The organism is Micrococcus sp. EWR3.9.1 (genome assembly GCF_052615555.1).
The window spans coordinates 91853-110559 of the sequence record NZ_JBQXFD010000006.1 but is presented as its reverse complement, the minus strand read 5'-3'; the positions used below and the strand labels follow the sequence as shown (position 1 = coordinate 110559).

14 protein-coding genes and 1 tRNA gene are annotated in these 18707 nt (G+C 70.1%); 14 read left to right on the top strand and 1 reads right to left on the bottom strand.

All coding sequences use genetic code 11. The features are described 5' to 3' along the window. The first annotated feature begins 8 nt into the window (after nt 1-8). On the top strand, nt 9-1268 hold the full coding sequence (locus tag ACUJ8O_RS05870; RefSeq protein ID WP_036381519.1) for an ATP-binding protein: 1260 nt from the start codon (nt 9-11) through the stop codon (nt 1266-1268). Beyond that, nucleotides 1265-1963, top strand: coding sequence for a LuxR C-terminal-related transcriptional regulator (locus tag ACUJ8O_RS05865; RefSeq protein ID WP_095353621.1), 699 nt, complete (start codon nt 1265-1267; stop codon nt 1961-1963). The genes ACUJ8O_RS05870 and ACUJ8O_RS05865 overlap by 4 nt, the downstream gene beginning before the upstream one ends. A gap of 47 nt (nt 1964-2010) precedes the next feature. Here ACUJ8O_RS05865 and ACUJ8O_RS05860 read toward each other — a convergent pair whose 3' ends face one another. After that, nucleotides 2011-3219 (bottom strand): pyridoxal phosphate-dependent aminotransferase, encoded by a 1209-nt coding sequence (locus tag ACUJ8O_RS05860; protein WP_078025933.1) that lies wholly within the window; start codon nt 3217-3219, stop codon nt 2011-2013. Nucleotides 3220-3392: 173 nt separating this feature from the next. Here ACUJ8O_RS05860 and ACUJ8O_RS05855 point away from each other — a divergent pair. The 12 genes from ACUJ8O_RS05855 (at nt 3393) to fusA (ending at nt 18616) form a co-directional block, all read left to right on the top strand. Next, nucleotides 3393-3465 (top strand) — tRNA-Trp (locus ACUJ8O_RS05855). Between the two features lie 80 nt (nt 3466-3545). Next, complete coding sequence (gene secE / locus ACUJ8O_RS05850) at nt 3546-3797, top strand: preprotein translocase subunit SecE (protein ID WP_002854774.1); 252 nt, start codon at nt 3546-3548, stop codon at nt 3795-3797. Nucleotides 3798-3902: 105 nt separating this feature from the next. Beyond that, nucleotides 3903-4787 (top strand): transcription termination/antitermination protein NusG, encoded by an 885-nt coding sequence (gene nusG / locus ACUJ8O_RS05845; protein WP_036337921.1) that lies wholly within the window; start codon nt 3903-3905, stop codon nt 4785-4787. A 132-nt stretch (nt 4788-4919) separates the two neighbouring features. Continuing rightward, the gene (gene rplK / locus ACUJ8O_RS05840) at nt 4920-5351 is read left to right on the top strand and encodes a 50S ribosomal protein L11 (RefSeq protein ID WP_010080374.1); all 432 of its coding nucleotides are present in this window, start codon (nt 4920-4922) and stop codon (nt 5349-5351) included. 77 nt (nt 5352-5428) lie between these two features. Continuing rightward, nucleotides 5429-6136 carry a 50S ribosomal protein L1 gene (gene rplA / locus ACUJ8O_RS05835; protein ID WP_036337924.1) on the top strand — a complete coding sequence of 236 codons (708 nt, stop codon included), beginning with the start codon at nt 5429-5431 and terminating at the stop codon, nt 6134-6136. Between the two features lie 344 nt (nt 6137-6480). After that, complete coding sequence (gene rplJ, locus ACUJ8O_RS05830) at nt 6481-7002, top strand: 50S ribosomal protein L10 (RefSeq protein ID WP_127434969.1); 522 nt, start codon at nt 6481-6483, stop codon at nt 7000-7002. 70 nt (nt 7003-7072) lie between these two features. Further along, the gene (gene rplL, locus ACUJ8O_RS05825; protein WP_002854784.1) at nt 7073-7459 is read left to right on the top strand and encodes a 50S ribosomal protein L7/L12; all 387 of its coding nucleotides are present in this window, start codon (nt 7073-7075) and stop codon (nt 7457-7459) included. Between the two features lie 285 nt (nt 7460-7744). After that, entirely contained in the window at nt 7745-11251 is a 3507-nt protein-coding gene (rpoB, locus tag ACUJ8O_RS05820) for a DNA-directed RNA polymerase subunit beta (protein WP_036337930.1), read from the top strand. An 83-nt stretch (nt 11252-11334) separates the two neighbouring features. Then, nucleotides 11335-15231, top strand: coding sequence for a DNA-directed RNA polymerase subunit beta' (locus ACUJ8O_RS05815; protein WP_445373227.1), 3897 nt, complete (start codon nt 11335-11337; stop codon nt 15229-15231). A gap of 308 nt (nt 15232-15539) precedes the next feature. Continuing rightward, nucleotides 15540-15914: a 30S ribosomal protein S12 gene (gene rpsL, locus ACUJ8O_RS05810; protein ID WP_002854787.1), complete on the top strand. Its 375-nt coding sequence runs from the start codon at nt 15540-15542 to the stop codon at nt 15912-15914. Further along, nucleotides 15914-16384, top strand: coding sequence for a 30S ribosomal protein S7 (gene rpsG, locus ACUJ8O_RS05805; RefSeq protein ID WP_010080379.1), 471 nt, complete (start codon nt 15914-15916; stop codon nt 16382-16384). The genes rpsL and rpsG overlap by 1 nt, the downstream gene beginning before the upstream one ends. A gap of 117 nt (nt 16385-16501) precedes the next feature. Then, nucleotides 16502-18616: an elongation factor G gene (fusA, locus tag ACUJ8O_RS05800; protein ID WP_158183915.1), complete on the top strand. Its 2115-nt coding sequence runs from the start codon at nt 16502-16504 to the stop codon at nt 18614-18616. Nucleotides 18617-18707 lie beyond the last annotated feature (91 nt).

The window sequence follows — 18707 nt, the reverse complement described above, 5'->3', positions numbered from 1 at the left end:
ATGGGGGCATGCCCACCCCGTCCGCGCCCGCGCAGGCCCCACGTCCGCCGTTGATGCGGCACGGGGCCGACCGCCCGGTGTCCGGCGTCGCCGCGGGGCTCGCCCGGCATCTCGGGGTGCCCGTCGGCCGTGTCCGCGCGGCCCTGGCGCTGCTGAGCCTGATGGGCGGCGCGGGCCTGGCCCTGTACGTGTGGCTCTGGCTGCTCATGCCGGAGGAGGGCCCGGACGGCGCTCCCGCCGCCGACGCCCCCACCCTGCGTGGTCGCGCCCCCGAGGTGCTCGAGCGGGTGCGCGAGGGCGGCTGGCCGGTCCTGCTGGCCGCCGTGGTGCTCGGCGTGGGCGTGCTGACCGTCGCGGACGGCCTCGGCCTCGCCGTCGACTGGGCGCTCGTGGGCCCGGTGGCCGTCCTCGTGATCGGCCTCGGCCTGGCCTGGATGCAGCTCGACCTGGCGGGCGGGCCCCGGGCCGGGCGGAGCGGACGACTGGTCCGCCTCGTGCTCGGCACGGCCCTCGTGCTGCTGGCGGTGCTGGCCATCGTCCTGGGCGCCGTGAGCTCGGGCGAGCTGTGGCGGGCCCTGCTGGCCGCCGTCGCGATGCTCGCCGGCGCGGCGCTGGTGGCCATGCCCTACGTCCTGGCCTGGCTGCGCCGACGCGACGCGGAGCGGACCGCGTTCGCGGTGCAGGTCCAGCGCGCCGAGATCGCGGCGCACCTGCACGACTCGGTGCTGCAGTCCCTCGCCCTCATCCAGCGGCGCGCCCATGACGCAGACGCGGTGGCCCGGGTGGCCCGCGCCCAGGAGCGTGAGCTGCGTCAGTTCCTCGCCCTGGACTCCCGTGGCGGCCCGCGCTCCCTGGCGGAGGCGCTCGAAGAGCACGCCGCCGCCGTCGAGGACGCACACGGGTCCCGGGTGGAGGTCGTGGCCGTGGGCCGGGCCGCCGGGGCGTGGCTCGAGCCGCTCGCGGCCGCGGCACGCGAGGCCATGCAGAACGCGGCCCGGCACGCCGGCGACGCGCAGGTCTTCGCGGAGGCCGGTGAGGACGACCATGGCCGCACCGTCGCGGAGGTGTTCGTCCGGGACCGTGGCCCCGGCTTCGACCTGCACACGGTCCCGGCCGACCGGCTCGGCGTGCGGGAGTCGATCCTCGGCCGCATGGAGCGTGCCGGCGGGGCCGCCCGCATCCGGTCCGGCCCGGGCGGCACCGAGGTCCACCTGACGCTGACCGAGCCCGAGGGAGCGCGAGCGCGCGCCGGACAGGAGCACCCATGACCGACCCCGCCCCGCGCACGGCCGTCATCGTGGACGACCACGCGATCTTCCGCTCCGGCCTGCGCGCCGACCTGGACCCGGACCGACTGGCCATCGTCGGCGAGGCCGGGGACGTGGACGAGGCCGTCCGCACCGTGCTGGACCTGGTGCCGGATGTGGTGCTGCTGGACGTGCACCTGCCCGGCGGGGCCGGCGGCGGGGGAGCGGAGGTGGCCGAACGCGTCCTCGCGCGCCGACCCGCGCAGCGGTTCCTGGCACTGTCCGTCTCGGACGCGGCCGAGGACGTCGTCGCCGTGATCCGTGCGGGGGCCCGCGGCTACATCACCAAGACGGCCTCCGGCGTGGAGGTGGCGGACGCGGCGGTCCGCGTGGCCGACGGCGATGCCGTGTTCTCGCCCCGACTGGCCGGGTTCGTCCTCGACGCCTTCCGCGGCACGGCGCCCGCGTCCCCGCCCGTCCCCGCCGCGGCGACGAGCGGGGCTGCGGCCCCCGACGAGGACCTCGACCGGCTCTCGGCACGGGAGCGGGAGGTCATGCGGCTGATCGCCCGCGGCTACACCTACCGGGAGGCCGGGGCGGAGCTGTTCATCTCGGACCGCACGGTCGAGACCCATGTGTCCTCCGTGCTGCGCAAGCTCCAACTCTCCAACCGCCACGAGCTGACCCGCTGGGCCGCGCGCCGCGGATACGCCTGAGCCCCGCGGCACGCGGCGTCGCGGGGCTCAGGGGTGGGGTGTGCGGCTCAGGCGCTGAGCAGGGCGCGGATGCGCTCGACGCCCTCGGCGAGGTCCGCATCGCCCAGCGCGTAGGACAGTCGCAGATAGCCGGACGGGCCGAACGCCTCGCCCGGGACCACGGCGACCTCCGCCTCGTCGAGGATGAAGGCGGCCAGCTCGGCCGACGTCGCGGGGGTGACGCCGCCGCGGTAGGTCTTCGCGAGCGCCTCCCGCACGTCCACGTACGCGTAGAACGCACCCTGCGGGGTGGGACAGTGGAAGCCCGGCACGGCGTCCATGGCTTCGACCATGGCCCGGCGCCGGCGGTCGAACGCCGTCTTCATCTCCGCCACGGCGTCCAACGGGCCGGCGATGGCGGCCAGCGCGGCCCGCTGCGACACGTTGGCCACGTTCGAGGTGGCGTGGGACTGCAGGTTCGTGGCGGCCTTGACCACGTCCAGCGGACCGGCCATCCAGCCGACGCGCCAGCCCGTCATCGCGTAGGTCTTGGCGACGCCGTTGAGGATCACGGACTGCTCCGCCAGCTCGGGCACGGCGCGGACGATCGAGGTGAACGGCATGCCGTCGTAGGTCAGGTGCTCGTAGATCTCGTCGGTGACCACCCACAGCCCCCGCTCCCGTGCCCACTGGCCGATCGCCGCCGTCTCCTCGGGGGAGTACACGGCGCCGGTGGGGTTGGAGGGGGAGACGAACAGGAGCACCTTGGTGCGGTCCGTGACGGACTCGTCGAGCTGGTCCACGGTGACCTTGTAGCCCTGCTCGGGGCCGGCGAACACCTCCACCGGCACGCCGCCGGCCAGGCGGATCGCCTCGGGGTAGGTGGTCCAGTAGGGGGCGGGGACGAGCACCTCGTCCTGCGGGTCCAGCAGCGCGGCGAAGGCGTTGTACACGGCCTGCTTCCCGCCGTTGGTCACCAGCACCTGGGCGGCCTCGAGGGATACGCCGGAGTCGCGCAGCGTCTTGTCCGCGATCGCCTCGCGCAGCTCGGGCAGGCCGGAGGCGGGGGAGTAGCGGTGGTTCTTCGGGTCCCGGGCCGCGGCGACGGCGGCCTCCACGATGTAGTCCGGGGTGGGGAAGTCGGGCTCGCCGGCGCCGAAGCCGATCACCGGGCGCCCGGCGGCCTTGAGCTCCTTGGCGCGGGCGTCGACGGCGAGGGTGGCGGAGGGCGCGATGGCGGACAGACGGGCGGAGACGCGGCGGGCGGGCGCGGCCATGGGGACCTTCTTCGAGCTCGACGGGGAGGGCGGGGCGGAGCGGGGCTCCGTCCTGCCAGGGTACTGACTGCCCGGGACCCGTTCGACTCCCGCCGCCCGATGGCGTATCCTGGGTCTCCGGTACCGCGTTCACGGTCGATCCCGCGAGGGTTCGGCCGGCTCCGTCGGTCCGAAGGGTAGTGGCGCAATTGGTAGCGCAGCGGTCTCCAAAACCGCAGGTTGCAGGTTCGAGTCCTGTCTGCCCTGCTCGATGCCGGGCCTCGTGCTCGGCATCGGACGTGTAGAAAGCGATTCGGCGATCCGACGAGTGAGGCCACGTGACTGAGATGGCGGCGAACGGCGGGGGACCCACCCCCACGCCGAGCAGGCAGCGTCGCGGGCTGTTCGCGCGGATCGCGCTGTTCCTGCGCCAGGTGGTGGACGAGCTCCGCAAGGTCGTCACCCCCACGAGCGAGGAGCTGCTGCGTACGACCGGAGTGGTGCTCGCCTTCGTGGCGTTCATGATCCTGCTGGTCATGGGGCTGGACTGGGTGTTCGGCACCGTGGCGGGTCTCCTGTTCGGCGCCGGCGGCCTCTGAGCCCGGCGCGGACGGTCCCGACATCGCAGGACGCGTCCCCCCGCACGCCCGTGAGGGCCCTCCCCGACGGCAGGGCCCGCCGTCCGTCAGCAGAAAGCAGGAACCGTGTCCGAGCAGGAACTGGATCGTCAGCCCGCCGAGGAGTCCGTCCCGATGTCGGAGGACGCCGTGGCCGAGGAGACCGCCGAGACCGCGCAGGACGCCGGGACGCCCGTCGAGGACGCCCTGGACGAGGCCGCCGGCAGCGGTGACGAGACCGCCGAGGCCACCGTGCAGGAGGCCGACCTGGCCGTCGCCGAGGGCGAGGACGCGCCGACCCCCGTCGAGGAGCAGGCCGACGACGAGCCCGCCGTGGACCCCGCCGAGGAGCTGCGCACCCGCCTGCGCCGCCAGCCCGGCGACTGGTACGTCGTCCACACCTACGCCGGCTACGAGAAGCGCGTGAAGACGAACCTCGAGGCCCGCATCCTGACCCAGGACATGGAGGACTCGATCTACGAGATCGAGGTCCCCATGGAGGAGGTCGTGGAGATCAAGAACACCACGCGCAAGATCGTCTCGCGCGTGCGCATCCCGGGCTACGTGCTCGTCCGCATGGACCTCGACGACGCCTCGTGGGGCGTCGTGCGGCACACCCCGGGCGTCACGGGCTTCGTGGGCAACGACGCCCACCACCCGCAGCCGCTCAGCCTGGACGAGGTGTACGACATGCTCGCCCCGTCCGTGATCCAGGAGGCCGCCCGCGCCGCCGAGAAGGCCGGCCTGGCCGTCCCCGCCTTGGTCGAGTCCGGTGCGCCCGCCGCCCCTGCGATCCACGTGGACTTCGAGGTCGGCGAGTCGGTCACCGTCAACGACGGCCCGTTCGAGACCCTCCCGGCCACGATCTCCGAGATCAAGCCGGAAGCCCAGCAGCTCGTGGTGCTCGTCTCGATCTTCGAGCGCGAGACCCCCGTGACGCTGTCCTTCAACCAGGTGACCAAGGCCATCTGAGGACACCCGACGCTTCCGCACCGGGCCGGCCGCCTGCCGGCCCGGACGCGGCACCGGCCGCCGCGCCACGGCGGCCACCGCCCCCGGTGCGCTCCTGCGCCGAGGGTCCCCCAGTGAGAGAAGGATCCACTCATGGCTCCCAAGAAGAAGGTCACCGGTCTGATCAAGCTTCAGATCCAGGCCGGCGCCGCCAACCCGGCCCCGCCCATTGGCCCCGCCCTGGGCCAGCACGGCGTGAACATCATGGAGTTCTGCAAGGCGTACAACGCCGCCACCGAGTCGCAGCGCGGCAACGTGGTCCCGGTCGAGATCACCGTGTACGAGGACCGCTCGTTCACCTTCGTGACCAAGACTCCGCCGGCCGCCGAGCTCATCAAGAAGGCCGCCGGCGTCGCCAAGGGCTCCGCCACCCCGCACACGGCCAAGGTCGGCACGCTGACCCAGGCCCAGTGCGAGGAGATCGCCCAGACCAAGATGGAGGACCTGAACGCCAACGACGTGCAGGCCGCCGCCAAGATCATCGCGGGCACCGCCCGCTCGATGGGCATCACCGTCGAGGGCTGACGCCCACCCCCACCCCCTTCCAGTGGCAGGGCCGAGCGCGGCCCGCAGACCACGACTGCACAAGGAGAAGAACGCAGATGGCACAGCGCAGCAAGGCATACAAGGCGGCCAAGGCCGCGATCGGCGAGGATCTGTACTCGCCGGTGGAGGCGATCCGCCTCGCCAAGGAGACCAACCCCTCCAAGATCGACGCCACCGTGGAGGTGGCCCTCCGCCTCTCGGTCGACCCCCGCAAGGCCGACCAGATGGTCCGCGGCTCCGTGAGCCTGCCCCACGGCACCGGCAAGACCGCCCGCGTCGTCGTGTTCGCCACCGGTGACCGCGCCGAGGCCGCCCGCGCCGCCGGCGCGGACGTCGTGGGTGACGACGACCTGATCGCCCGGATCTCCGAGGGCTGGGTGGACTTCGACGCCGCCGTGGCCTCCCCGGAGCTCATGGGCAAGGTCGGTCGTCTGGGCAAGGTGCTCGGCCCCCGCAACCTGATGCCGAACCCCAAGACCGGCACCGTGACCCCGGACGTGGCCAAGGCCGTGGCCGACATCAAGGGCGGCAAGATCGACTTCCGCGTCGACAAGCACTCCAACCTGCACTTCATCATCGGCAAGACCTCCTTCGAGGCCAAGGCCCTGGTGGAGAACTACGCCGCAGCCCTCGAGGAGGTCCTGCGTCTGAAGCCGTCTTCCTCCAAGGGCCGCTACATCTCCAAGGCCACCGTGGCCACCACCTTCGGCCCGGGCGTGCCCATGGACCCGAACGTGACCTCGGTGGACTCCTCGGAGCTCTGAGCCACGCGGCCCCGGCGACCGGGGCCCACGACGTCGGCCGGTCGTCCCCGCAGCGGGGACGACCGGCCGACGTCGTCCCGGGTCGATTTTGCGGGCCCGCCCCGGACGTGTACGCTGGTGCGTACCGAAGACCGCCGGTCGTGGTGCCCTGCCTCCGGGCAGACTCCACCGAAGGATCTCCCTGACGGAGACGGCCCGCGCAGGTGAACGTGAGCCACGCTCGCATCCGCTCGTCGACCCTTCGGGTCCGACCGCGTCGATGCTCCCGCCGCGCCCCGTGCATCTGCACGGGGCGTTTTCTCGTCTCGGGGTGGCGGTTCCCACGCATCATCGAGAGGAGTGCCATGGCGACGTCCGCGAAGGAGTCGGCGGTGGCTGAGCTCACGGACCTGTTCCGTGAGTCCAGCGCCGCTGTTCTGACGGAATACCGTGGCCTGACGGTGGCGGAGCTCAAGCAGCTGCGTGACTCCATCCGTCAGGACGCGACCTACGCCGTGGCGAAGAACACGCTGGCCGAGATCGCGGCCAAGGACGCCGGTCTGGAGGGCCTCGAGGCTCACCTGTCCGGTCCCACCGCGATCGCGTTCGTGACCGGGGACCCGGTCAACGTCGCGAAGGCCCTGCGTGACTTTGCCAAGGATCACGAGAAGCTCGTGCTCAAGGGCGGCTACATGGATGGCCAGCCCCTGGACGAGGCCGGCATCAAGCAGCTCGCGGACCTCGAGTCCCGCGAGGTGCTGCTGGCCAAGTTCGCCGGCGCGATGAAGGGCAGCATGTCCAAGGCTGCCGCCCTGTTCCAGGCGCCGCTGTCCAAGACCGTCCGCACGGTCGAGGCGCTGCGCGCCGCGCAGGGCGAGGCTGCCTGAGCAGCCCGCCCCGGGCTGCACGGCCCACCACTTCACAACGTAGTCAAGACGTACCCGTAAAGGAGCCATCATGGCCAAGCTGACCACCGAAGAGCTGCTCGCCGCGTTCGAGGAGCTGACCCTCATCGAGCTGTCCGAGTTCATCAAGGCGTTCGAGGAGAAGTTCGACGTCACCGCCGCCGCCCCCGTGGCCGTGGCCGCCGCCGGCGGTGCCGCCGGTGGTGCCGAGGCCGCCGCCGAGGAGAAGGACGAGTTCGACGTCATCCTCGAGGCCGCCGGCGACAAGAAGATCGGCGTCATCAAGGAGGTGCGCGCCCTCACCTCCCTCGGCCTGAAGGAGGCCAAGGACCTGGTGGACGGCGCCCCCAAGCCCGTCCTCGAGGGCGTCAACAAGGAGGCCGCCGAGAAGGCCAAGGAGCAGCTCGAGGGCGCCGGCGCCACCGTCACCCTCAAGTGATGATCGCGGCCTGAGCCGCATCACGCTTCCTCACGAGGCCCCCGGACCCGCACTGCGGACCGGGGGCCTCGTGGCGTTCCAGGTCACGCATCCGCGACTGGACAGGGGCGACGGGCGGGGATAGGATGGATCTTTGCATCTCCCCTGTTCCGTGCTGCCCACAGGACCCCGCGTCCCGCCGTGGCTCGCACGGTTCCGCACGGCCTTCATATAGCGGTGGGCCGGCGCCGCCGTCTCGCGGCAGGGGAGCGAACGGAACCCAGAAGGCCTGTGGAAGGATCCTACGTGGTCGCCTCGAGCACCTCCAACGAAACCGCTACCGTCTCCCCGCGATCCGGCGCCTCCGCCGGACGCGTCTCCTTCGCCAAGATCTCCGAGCCGCTGGACGTGCCGGACCTGCTGGCGCTGCAGACCGAGTCGTTCGACCGCCTGATCGGCAATGAGCGGTGGGCCACGCGCGTCGACGCCGCCCTGGCCGCCGACGACCACTCCGTGCCCGTCACCTCGGGACTGACGGACATCTTCGAGGAGATCTCCCCGATCGAGGACTTCCAGGGCACCATGTCCCTGTCCTTCGCCGAGCCGGAGTTCGCCGACGCGAAGATGACGGAGGAGGAGTGCAAGGATCGCGACGCGACCTTCTCCGCCCCGCTGTACGTCAAGGCCGAGTTCATGAACAACACGACCGGCGAGATCAAGCAGCAGACCGTCTTCATGGGCGACTTCCCGCTGATGACCCGCAACGGCACGTTCATCATCAACGGCACCGAGCGCGTCGTCGTCTCCCAGCTGGTCCGCTCCCCGGGCGCCTACTTCGAGCGCACTCCGGACAAGACCTCCGACAAGGAGATCTTCTCGGCGAAGATCATCCCCTCGCGCGGCGCCTGGTTCGAGCTCGAGGTGGACAAGCGCGACCAGGTCGGCGTCCGCCTCGACCGCAAGCGCAAGCAGCCCGTGACGGTGCTGCTCAAGGCCATGGGCTGGACCGAGTCCCGCATCCTGGAGGAGTTCGGGCACTACGACTCCATTCGCGCCACCCTCGAGAAGGACGGCACCGCGGACCAGGACGAGGCCCTGCTCGACATCTACCGCAAGCTGCGCCCGGGCGAGCCGGCCGCCGTCGACGCCGCGCAGGCGCTGCTGAACAACCTGTACTTCACCCCGAAGCGCTACGACCTCGCCAAGGTGGGCCGCTACAAGCTCAACCGCAAGCTCGGCGTGGACGTGCACCTCGGCGACCCCAACGCGTCCGTGCTCACCGAGGACGACATCGTCCAGATGGTGCACTTCATCGCCGCGCTGCACGCCGGCGAGACCGCCATCAAGGGCACGCGCGACGGCGAGCCGGTGGACGTGCGCGTGGAGATCGACGACATCGACCACTTCGGCAACCGTCGCATCCGCGCGGTGGGCGAGCTGATCGAGAACCAGATCCGCACCGGCCTGTCCCGCATGGAGCGCGTCGTGCGTGAGCGCATGACCACCCAGGACGTCGAGGCGATCACCCCGCAGACCCTGATCAACATCCGCCCCGTGGTGGCGGCGATCAAGGAGTTCTTCGGCACCTCGCAGCTGTCCCAGTTCATGGACCAGAACAACCCGCTGGCCGGCCTGACGCACAAGCGCCGCCTGTCCGCGCTCGGCCCGGGTGGACTGTCCCGCGACCGTGCCGGCATGGAGGTCCGTGACGTCCACCCGTCGCACTACGGCCGCATGTGCCCCATCGAGACCCCGGAAGGCCCGAACATCGGCCTCATCGGTTCGCTGGCGACCTTCGGCCGGATCAACTCCTTCGGCTTCATCGAGACCCCGTATCGCCGCGTGGTCGACGGCCGGGTCACGGACACCGTGGACTACCTGACCGCCGACGACGAGCTGGCCTTCCAGATCGCCCAGGCGAACGCCCCGGTGGACGAGGACGGCCGGTTCGAGGAGGAGCTCGTGCTCTGCCGCCAGCGCGGCGGCGACGGCGAGCCCGTGCTCTCGACCGTGGACGAGATCGACTACATGGACGTGTCCCCGCGCCAGATGGTGTCGGCGGCCACCGCCCTCATCCCGTTCCTCGAGCACGACGACGCCAACCGCGCGCTCATGGGCGCGAACATGCAGCGTCAGGCCGTGCCGCTGCTCCGCTCCGAGGCCCCCTACGTGGGCACCGGCATGGAGAAGTACGTGGCCGTGGACGCGGGCGACTCCGTGACGGCCACCCAGGGCGGCGTCGTGACCGAGGTGGCCGCGGACCTGGTGACCGTCATGAACGACGACGGCACCACCACGCACTACCCGATCATGAAGTTCGCCCGCTCGAACCAGGGCAACGCCTACAACCAGCGGGTGCGCGTGTCCGAGGGCGAGCGGGTGGAGCCGCTGAGCATCATCGCCGACGGTCCCGCCACGGACAACGGCGAGCTCGCGCTCGGCAAGAACCTCCTCGTCGCGTTCATGCCCTGGGAGGGCCTGAACTACGAGGACGCGATCATCCTGTCCCAGCGCATGGTCTCGGAGGACGTCCTCACCTCGATCCACATCGAGGAGCACGAGGTCGACGCCCGCGACACCAAGCTGGGCGCCGAGGAGATCACGCGCGACATCCCCAACGTGTCCGAGGAGGTGCTGTCGCAGCTCGACGAGCGCGGCATCATCCACATCGGCGCGGAGGTGGAGGCCGGTGACATCCTGGTCGGCCGCGTGACCCCGAAGGGCGAGACCGAGCTGACCCCGGAGGAGCGCCTGCTGCGCGCGATCTTCGGCGAGAAGTCCCGCGAGGTCCGCGACACGTCCCTGAAGGTGCCGCACGGCGAGTCCGGCACCGTCATCGGCGTGCGCATCTTCGACCGCGACGAGGACGACGACCTGCCCCCGGGCGTGAACCAGCTGGTGCGCGTCTACGTGGCGCAGAAGCGCAAGATCACCGACGGCGACAAGATGGCCGGCCGCCACGGCAACAAGGGCGTCATCTCGAAGATCCTGCCGCTCGAGGACATGCCGTTCCTGGCGGACGGCACCCCGGTGGACATCGTGCTGAACCCGCTCGGCGTCCCCGGCCGCATGAACCTCGGCCAGGTCATGGAGCTGCACCTGGGCTGGGCCGCCTCGCGCGGCTGGGACATCCAGGGCGAGCCGGAGTGGATCAAGGACCTGCCGAACTTCCCGCGGCAGTCCGGTCCGGTCAACGTGGCCACCCCGGTGTTCGACGGCGCCGAGGCGTACGAGATCACGGGCCTGCTCGGCCACGTGAACGTGACCCGCGACGGCGACCGTCTCATGAGCGACAGCGGCAAGGCGCAGCTGTTCGACGGCCGCACCGGCGAGCCGTTCCCGGACCCGGTGTCCGTGGGCTACATGTACATGCTCAAGCTGCACCACCTGGTGGACGACAAGATCCACGCCCGTTCCACGGGCCCGTACTCGATGATCACGCAGCAGCCGCTGGGCGGTAAGGCCCAGTTCGGCGGCCAGCGCTTCGGCGAGATGGAGGTGTGGGCGCTCGAGGCGTACGGCGCGGCGTTCACCCTCCAGGAGCTGCTGACCATCAAGTCGGACGACATCCACGGCCGCGTGAAGGTCTACGAGGCCATCGTCAAGGGCGAGAACATCCCGGAGCCGGGTGTTCCCGAGTCCTTCAAGGTGCTCATCAAGGAGATGCAGTCCCTCTGCCTGAACGTGGAGGTCCTCTCCGCCGACGGCCAGGCCATCGAGATGCGCGACGCGGAGGACGAGGTCTACCGCGCCGCCGAGGAGCTGGGCATCGACCTCTCCCACGCCGAGCCGAGCTCGGTGGAGGAAGTCTGAGCCGGGCCCGATCCCGCATCCACAAGACGTCACCTGAGAACCACTGAACCAAGGGAGTTCACCGGAGCATGAGCGTGAACAGCATGTCCACTGACAACTCTTTCGGCCTGATGCGCATCGGCCTGGCCACGGCGGAGGACATCCGCCGCTGGTCCTACGGCGAGGTCAAGAAGCCGGAGACCATCAACTACCGCACCCTGAAGCCGGAGAAGGACGGACTCTTCTGCGAGAAGATCTTCGGCCCCACCCGTGACTGGGAGTGCGCGTGCGGCAAGTACAAGCGCGTGCGCTTCAAGGGCATCATCTGCGAGCGCTGCGGCGTCGAGGTGACCCGCTCGAAGGTGCGCCGCGACCGCATGGGCCACATCGAGCTGGCTGCGCCGGTCACCCACATCTGGTACTTCAAGGGCGTGCCCTCGCGCCTGGGCTACCTGCTGGACCTGGCGCCGAAGGACCTCGAGAAGGTCATCTACTTCGCGGCGTACATGATCACCTCGGTGGACGAGGAGGCCCGGCACCGTGACCTGGCCAACCTCCAGGCCGAGTACGACCAGGAGACCCGTGTCCTGGCCGACCAGCGTGACTCCGACATCGCCGCGGTGGCCGCCGACCTCGAGAAGGACCTGGCCAAGCTGGAGTCCGAGGGCGCCAAGACCGCCGAGAAGAAGAAGGCCCGCGACGCCGCGGACAAGACCATGGCGCAGATCCGCAAGCGCGCGGACGCGGAGCTGGACCGCAAGGAGCAGGTCTGGGACCGCTTCAAGAACCTCAAGGTCGCCGACCTCGAGGGCGACGAGGGTCTGTACCGCGCCATGCGGGACAAGTACGGCCAGTACTTCGAGGGCTCGATGGGCGCGGAGGCGATCCAGCGTCGCCTGCAGACCTTCGACCTCGAGGCCGAGTCCGAGATGCTGCGTGAGACCATCAAGACGGGCAAGGGCCAGCGCAAGACCCGTGCCCTGAAGCGCCTGAAGGTCGTCAACGCGTTCCTGACCACGGACAACTCGCCCGAGGGCATGGTCCTGGACGCCGTCCCGGTGATCCCGCCGGAGCTGCGTCCGATGGTGCAGCTGGACGGCGGCCGCTTCGCGACCTCCGACCTCAACGACCTGTACCGTCGCGTGATCAACCGCAACAACCGCCTGAAGCGGCTGCTCGACCTCGGCGCGCCCGAGATCATCGTCAACAACGAGAAGCGCATGCTGCAGGAGGCCGTGGACTCGCTGTTCGACAACGGCCGCCGCGGCCGGCCGGTGACCGGCCCGGGCAACCGCCCGCTCAAGTCACTCTCCGACATGCTCAAGGGCAAGCAGGGCCGGTTCCGTCAGAACCTGCTCGGCAAGCGCGTGGACTACTCGGGCCGCTCGGTCATCGTGGTGGGTCCCCAGCTCAAGCTGCACCAGTGCGGCCTGCCGAAGCAGATGGCGCTGGAGCTGTTCAAGCCGTTCGTGATGAAGCGTCTCGTGGACCTGAACCACGCGCAGAACATCAAGTCCGCCAAGCGCATGGTGGAGCGCTTCCGTCCGCAGGTCTGGGACGTGCTCGAGGAGGTCATCACCGAGCACCCGGTCCTGCTGAACCGCGCCCCCACCCTGCACCGTCTGGGCATCCAGGCCTTCGAGCCGCAGCTCGTGGAAGGCAAGGCCCTGCAGCTGCACCCGCTGGTCTGCTCCGCGTTCAACGCGGACTTCGACGGCGACCAGATGGCGGTCCACCTGCCCCTGTCGCCGGAGGCCCAGGCCGAGGCGCGCCTGCTCATGCTCTCGAGCCACAACATCCTGAAGCCCTCGGACGGCCGCGCGGTCGCCGTGCCGGCCCAGGACATGATCATCGGACTGAACCACCTCACCACGGTGCGTCCGGACGAGGTCGGCGCGGGCAACCTGTACGCGACCGTCGGCGAGGCCATCATGGCGTTCGACGGCGGCGACCTGCACCTGAACGCGCCCGCACGGATCGGCGTCGAGGGCTTCGTGCCGTCGGCGGACGTGCCGGCCCCCGAGGGCTGGTCCGAGGGCGAGATCGCCCTCATCGAGACCACCCTGGGCAAGGTGCTGTTCAACGAGCTGCTGCCGGACGACTACCCGTGGCTGGACAAGCAGGCGACCAAGGGCACCCTCGGTCAGCTGGTCAACGACCTGGCCGAGCGCTACCCGATGGTCGTCACCGCGCAGACGCTGGACAACCTCAAGGACGCCGGCTTCCACTGGGGCACCTGGTCGGGTGTGACCGTGGCGATCTCGGACATCACCTCCGACTTCGACAAGGCCGCCATCATGGAGGGCTACGAGGAGCAGGCCCAGCGCGTGCAGCAGCAGTACGACAAGGGCCTGATCGCGGACGACGAGCGTCGCTCCGAGCTGATCGACATCTGGAACAAGGCCACCGACGAGGTCGCCGCGGCCATGAAGGACGGCCTGCCGGAGCTCAACACCATCAACCGCATGGTGTCCTCCGGTGCGCGAGGCAACTGGCTCCAGGTGCGCCAGATCGCGGGCATCCGCGGCCTCGTGGCCAACCCGAAGGGTGAGATCATCCCGCGTCCGATCAAGTCCTCGTACCGCGAGGGCCTGTCCGTGCTCGAGTACTTCTCCGCCACCCACGGCGCCCGCAAGGGCCTCGCGGACACCGCGCTGAAGACCGCGAACTCGGGCTACCTGACCCGTCGTCTCGTCGATGTGTCCCAGGACGTCATCGTCCGCGAGGACGACTGCGGCACCGAGCGCGGCCTGTCCGTCACGATCGCCGCCCCGAACGCCGACGGCGAGCTGGTGGCCCACGAGCAGGTCGAGAACTCGGCCTTCGCCCGCACGCTGGCCCAGGACGTCACGGGCGAGGACGGCACGGTGCTGGCCTCGGCCGGTGCGGACGTGGGCGACGTGCTGATCGGCGAGCTGGTGGCCGCCGGCGTCACGGAGATCAAGGTCCGCTCGGTCCTGACCTGCGAGTCCGCCGTGGGCACCTGCGCGAAGTGCTACGGCCGCTCCATGGCCACCGGCCAGCTGGTGGACATCGGCGAGGCCGTCGGCATCATCGCGGCCCAGTCGATCGGTGAGCCGGGCACCCAGCTCACCATGCGCACGTTCCACACCGGCGGTGTGGCCTCGGCGGACGACATCACGCAGGGTCTGCCCCGCATCCAGGAGCTCTTCGAGGCCCGCACCCCGAAGGGCGTGGCCCCGATCTCCGAGGTCGCCGGCCGCGTGACCATCGAGGACACCGAGGCGTCCGTGCGCCTGCTGCTCACGCCGTACGACGGCTCCGAGGAGATCGCCTACCCGGTGCTGCGCCGTGCGCGCATCCTCGTGGCCGACGGCGAGCACGTGCCGGTGGGCACGCAGCTCGTGGCCGGCGCCGTGGACCCGAAGCAGGTCCTGCGCGTGCTCGGCCCGCGGGCCGCGCAGCGGTTCCTCGTGGACGAGGTGCAGAACGTGTACCAGTCCCAGGGCGTGGGCATCCACGACAAGCACGTGGAGGTCATCGTCCGGCAGATGCTGCGTCGCATCACCGTCATCGAGTCCGGTGACACCGACCTGCTGCCGGGCGAGCTCACGGACCGGGCGCGCTTCGTGGCCGCCAACCGCGCCGCCGTCGCTGAGGGCCGCCAGCCGGCCTCCGGCCGCGACGAGCTGATGGGCATCACGAAGGCCTCGCTGGCCACGGACTCGTGGCTGTCGGCCGCGTCCTTCCAGGAGACGACCCGCGTCCTGACGCAGGCGGCCATGGAGGGCAAGTCCGACCCGCTGCTGGGCCTGAAGGAGAACGTGATCATCGGCAAGCTGATCCCGGCCGGCACGGGCCTGGACCGCTACACGAAGACCGTCGTGGAGCCGACGGAGGAGGCGAAGGCCAACCTGTTCGCCTCGCCGGCCGGCTTCGCGGACTTCGACTACCCGGGCCTGGACCAGTCGCTCGGCGAGAACGACTTCCACGCCGTCTCGCTCGACGACTACGGCCGCGGGGGCGACTTCCGCGCCTGACCTGCGTCCCTCAGGGGCCCGCCGCTCCGCCGCTCACGCGGGGGAGGGGCGGGCCCTTGTCCGTGCAGGGCCGGCTCGTCGACGACGCCGGAGCGTGCTATGCTGTCAAGGATTGTTTTTCGTGTGGCAAATTGGACGCTGTCCGGGTCGCGGGGTCATTGCGCGGCAGATGCCACACTTTTGCACGCCTGCGGACGTCTGCTCGTTGCGAGCCCCCACAGGGAGAGGCAGAGCAGAGGAACGAGCAGCCGGCGCCCCGGGCGCCGGTCGATCACGTCAGCGATCACCGAACACAGGAAGGCTGAAGAGTGCCTACGATTCAGCAGCTGGTCCGCAAGGGCCGCTCACCCAAGGTCGTCAATACGAAGGCCCCTGCCCTGCAGGGGAACCCCATGCGTCGTGGCGTGTGCACCCGTGTGTACACCACCACGCCCAAGAAGCCGAACTCGGCGCTGCGCAAGGTCGCCCGTGTGCGCCTGAACGGCGGCATCGAGGTCACCGCCTACATCCCCGGCGAGGGCCACAACCTGCAGGAGCACTCGATCGTGCTCGTCCGCGGCGGTCGTGTGAAGGACCTGCCCGGCGTGCGCTACAAGATCGTGCGCGGCGCCCTCGACACCCAGGGCGTGAAGAACCGCGGCCAGGCCCGCTCCCGCTACGGCGCCAAGAAGGAGAAGAAGTAATGCCTCGTAAGGGTCCTGCGCCGAAGCGCCCCCTCGTCGTCGATCCCGTCTACGGCTCCCCGCTGGTCACGCAGCTGATCAACAAGGTGCTCGTCGACGGCAAGAAGTCCACCGCCGAGCGCATCGTGTACGGCGCGCTCGAGGGCGCCCGTGCCAAGAACGGCGCCGATCCCGTGGCCACCCTCAAGAAGGCCATGGACAACATCAAGCCGGCCCTCGAGGTGCGCTCCCGCCGCGTCGGCGGCGCCACCTACCAGGTGCCCGTCGAGGTCAAGCCGGGCCGCTCCACGGCCCTGGCCCTGCGCTGGCTGGTCGGCTTCTCCAAGGCCCGCCGTGAGAAGACCATGACCGAGCGCCTGATGAACGAGATCCTGGACGCCTCGAACGGCCTGGGCGGTGCCGTGAAGCGTCGCGAGGACACCCACAAGATGGCCGAGGCCAACAAGGCCTTCGCCCACTACCGCTGGTGATCCGTGTGGCCCGGGGCGCGCGATCCGCGCCTCGGGCCGCCGGTGCGTCCTCTCGGACGGGCCACCCACCGCATCCACCTCACGAGCCCCCCATTCCACCCGACCAAGGGAGACACCGTGGCACAGGACGTGCTGACTGACCTGCACAAGGTCCGCAACATCGGCATCATGGCCCACATCGATGCCGGCAAGACCACCACCACCGAGCGCATCCTGTTCTACACGGGTGTCAACCACAAGCTGGGCGAGACCCACGACGGCGGCGCGACGACGGACTGGATGGAGCAGGAGAAGGAGCGCGGCATCACCATCACCTCCGCCGCGGTGACCTGCTTCTGGAACGACCACCAGATCAACATCATCGACACCCCCGGCCACGTGGACTTCACGGTCGAGGTGGAGCGCTCGCTGCGCGTGCTCGACGGCGCCGTCGCCGTGTTCGACGGCAAGGAGGGCGTGGAGCCCCAGTCGGAGACCGTGTGGCGTCAGGCGGACAAGTACGACGTCCCCCGCATCTGCTTCGTCAACAAGATGGACAAGCTGGGCGCGGACTTCTACTTCACCGTCGACACGATCGTGAAGCGCCTCGGCGCGCGTCCGCTCGTGATGCAGCTGCCGATCGGCGCCGAGAACGACTTCGTGGGCGTCGTCGACCTGATCTCCATGAAGGCCTTCGTGTGGCCGGGCGACGCCAAGGGCGACGTCACCATGGGCGCCTCCTACGAGACCCGCGAGATCCCCGCCGAGCTCCAGGAGAAGGCCGAGGAGTACCGCAACGAGCTCGTCGAGGCCGTCGCCGAGACCTCCGAGGAGCTCATGGAGAAGTACCTCGAGGGCGAGGAGCTCACCGTCGAGGAGATCCAGGCCGGCGTGCGTCAGCTGACCGTGAACGCCGAGGCCTACCCGGTGTTCTGCGGCTCCGCGTTCAAGAACCGTGGCGTGCAGCCGATGCTGGACGCCGTGGTCGCCTACCTGCCGAACCCGCTGGACGCCGGCCCCGTCAAGGGCCACGCCGTGAACGACGAGGAGGTGGTGCTGGAGCGCGAGCCGTCGAAGGATGCCCCGTTCTCGGCGCTCGCCTTCAAGATCGCCACGCACCCCTTCTTCGGCACGCTGACCTTCATCCGCGTGTACTCCGGCCGCCTGGAGTCCGGTGCGCAGGTCCTCAACGCCACCAAGGGCAAGAAGGAGCGCATCGGCAAGCTGTTCCAGATGCACGCCAACAAGGAGAACCCGGTGGACGAGGTGGTCGCCGGCCACATCTACGCCGTGATCGGCCTCAAGGACACCACCACGGGCGACACCCTGTGCGATCCCGCGAACCCGATCATCCTCGAGTCGATTACCTTCCCGGAGCCCGTGATCTCCGTGGCCATCGAGCCGAAGACCAAGGGTGACCAGGAGAAGCTCTCCACCGCCATCCAGAAGCTCGTCGCCGAGGACCCCACGTTCCGCGTGAACCTCAACGAGGAGACCGGTCAGACCGAGATCGGCGGCATGGGCGAGCTCCACCTGGACGTGTTCGTGGACCGCATGAAGCGCGAGTTCAAGGTCGAGGCCAACGTGGGCAAGCCCCAGGTCGCGTACCGCGAGACCATCAAGCGCAAGGTCGACAAGGTCGACTACACGCACAAGAAGCAGACCGGCGGCTCCGGCCAGTTCGCCAAGGTGCAGCTGTCCTTCGAGCCCCTGGACACCGCCGAGGGCGAGGTCTACGAGTTCGAGAACGCCGTCACCGGCGGTCGCGTGCCCCGCGAGTACATCCCCTCGGTGGACGCGGGCATCCAGGACGCCATGAAGTTCGGCGTGCTGGCCGGCTACCCGATGGTCGGCGTGAAGGCCACCCTGCTCGACGGTGCGTACCACGACGTCGACTCCTCGGAGATGGCGTTCAAGATCGCCGGCTCCCAGGCCTTCAAGGAGGGTGTCCGCAAGGCCACCCCGATCATCCTCGAGCCGCTGATGGCCGTGGAGGTCCGCACCCCCGAGGAGTTCATGGGCGACGTCATCGGCGACCTGAACTCCCGCCGCGGCCAGATCCAGTCCATGGAGGACGCCACCGGCGTGAAGGTGGTCAACGCCCTCGTGCCGCTGTCGGAGATGTTCGGCTACATCGGCGACCTGCGCTCCAAGACGCAGGGTCGCGCGGTGTACTCGATGACCTTCCACTCCTACGCCGAGGTCCCCAAGGCCGTGGCGGACGAGATCGTCCAGAAGTCCCAGGGCGAGTGACCGCAGGTCACCTGCTCTGAACGACCTGCCCCGGGTCGGCCGCCGCAGCCGCGGCCGACCCGGGGCGACCGGACCGCCCTCCCCGGCGCGG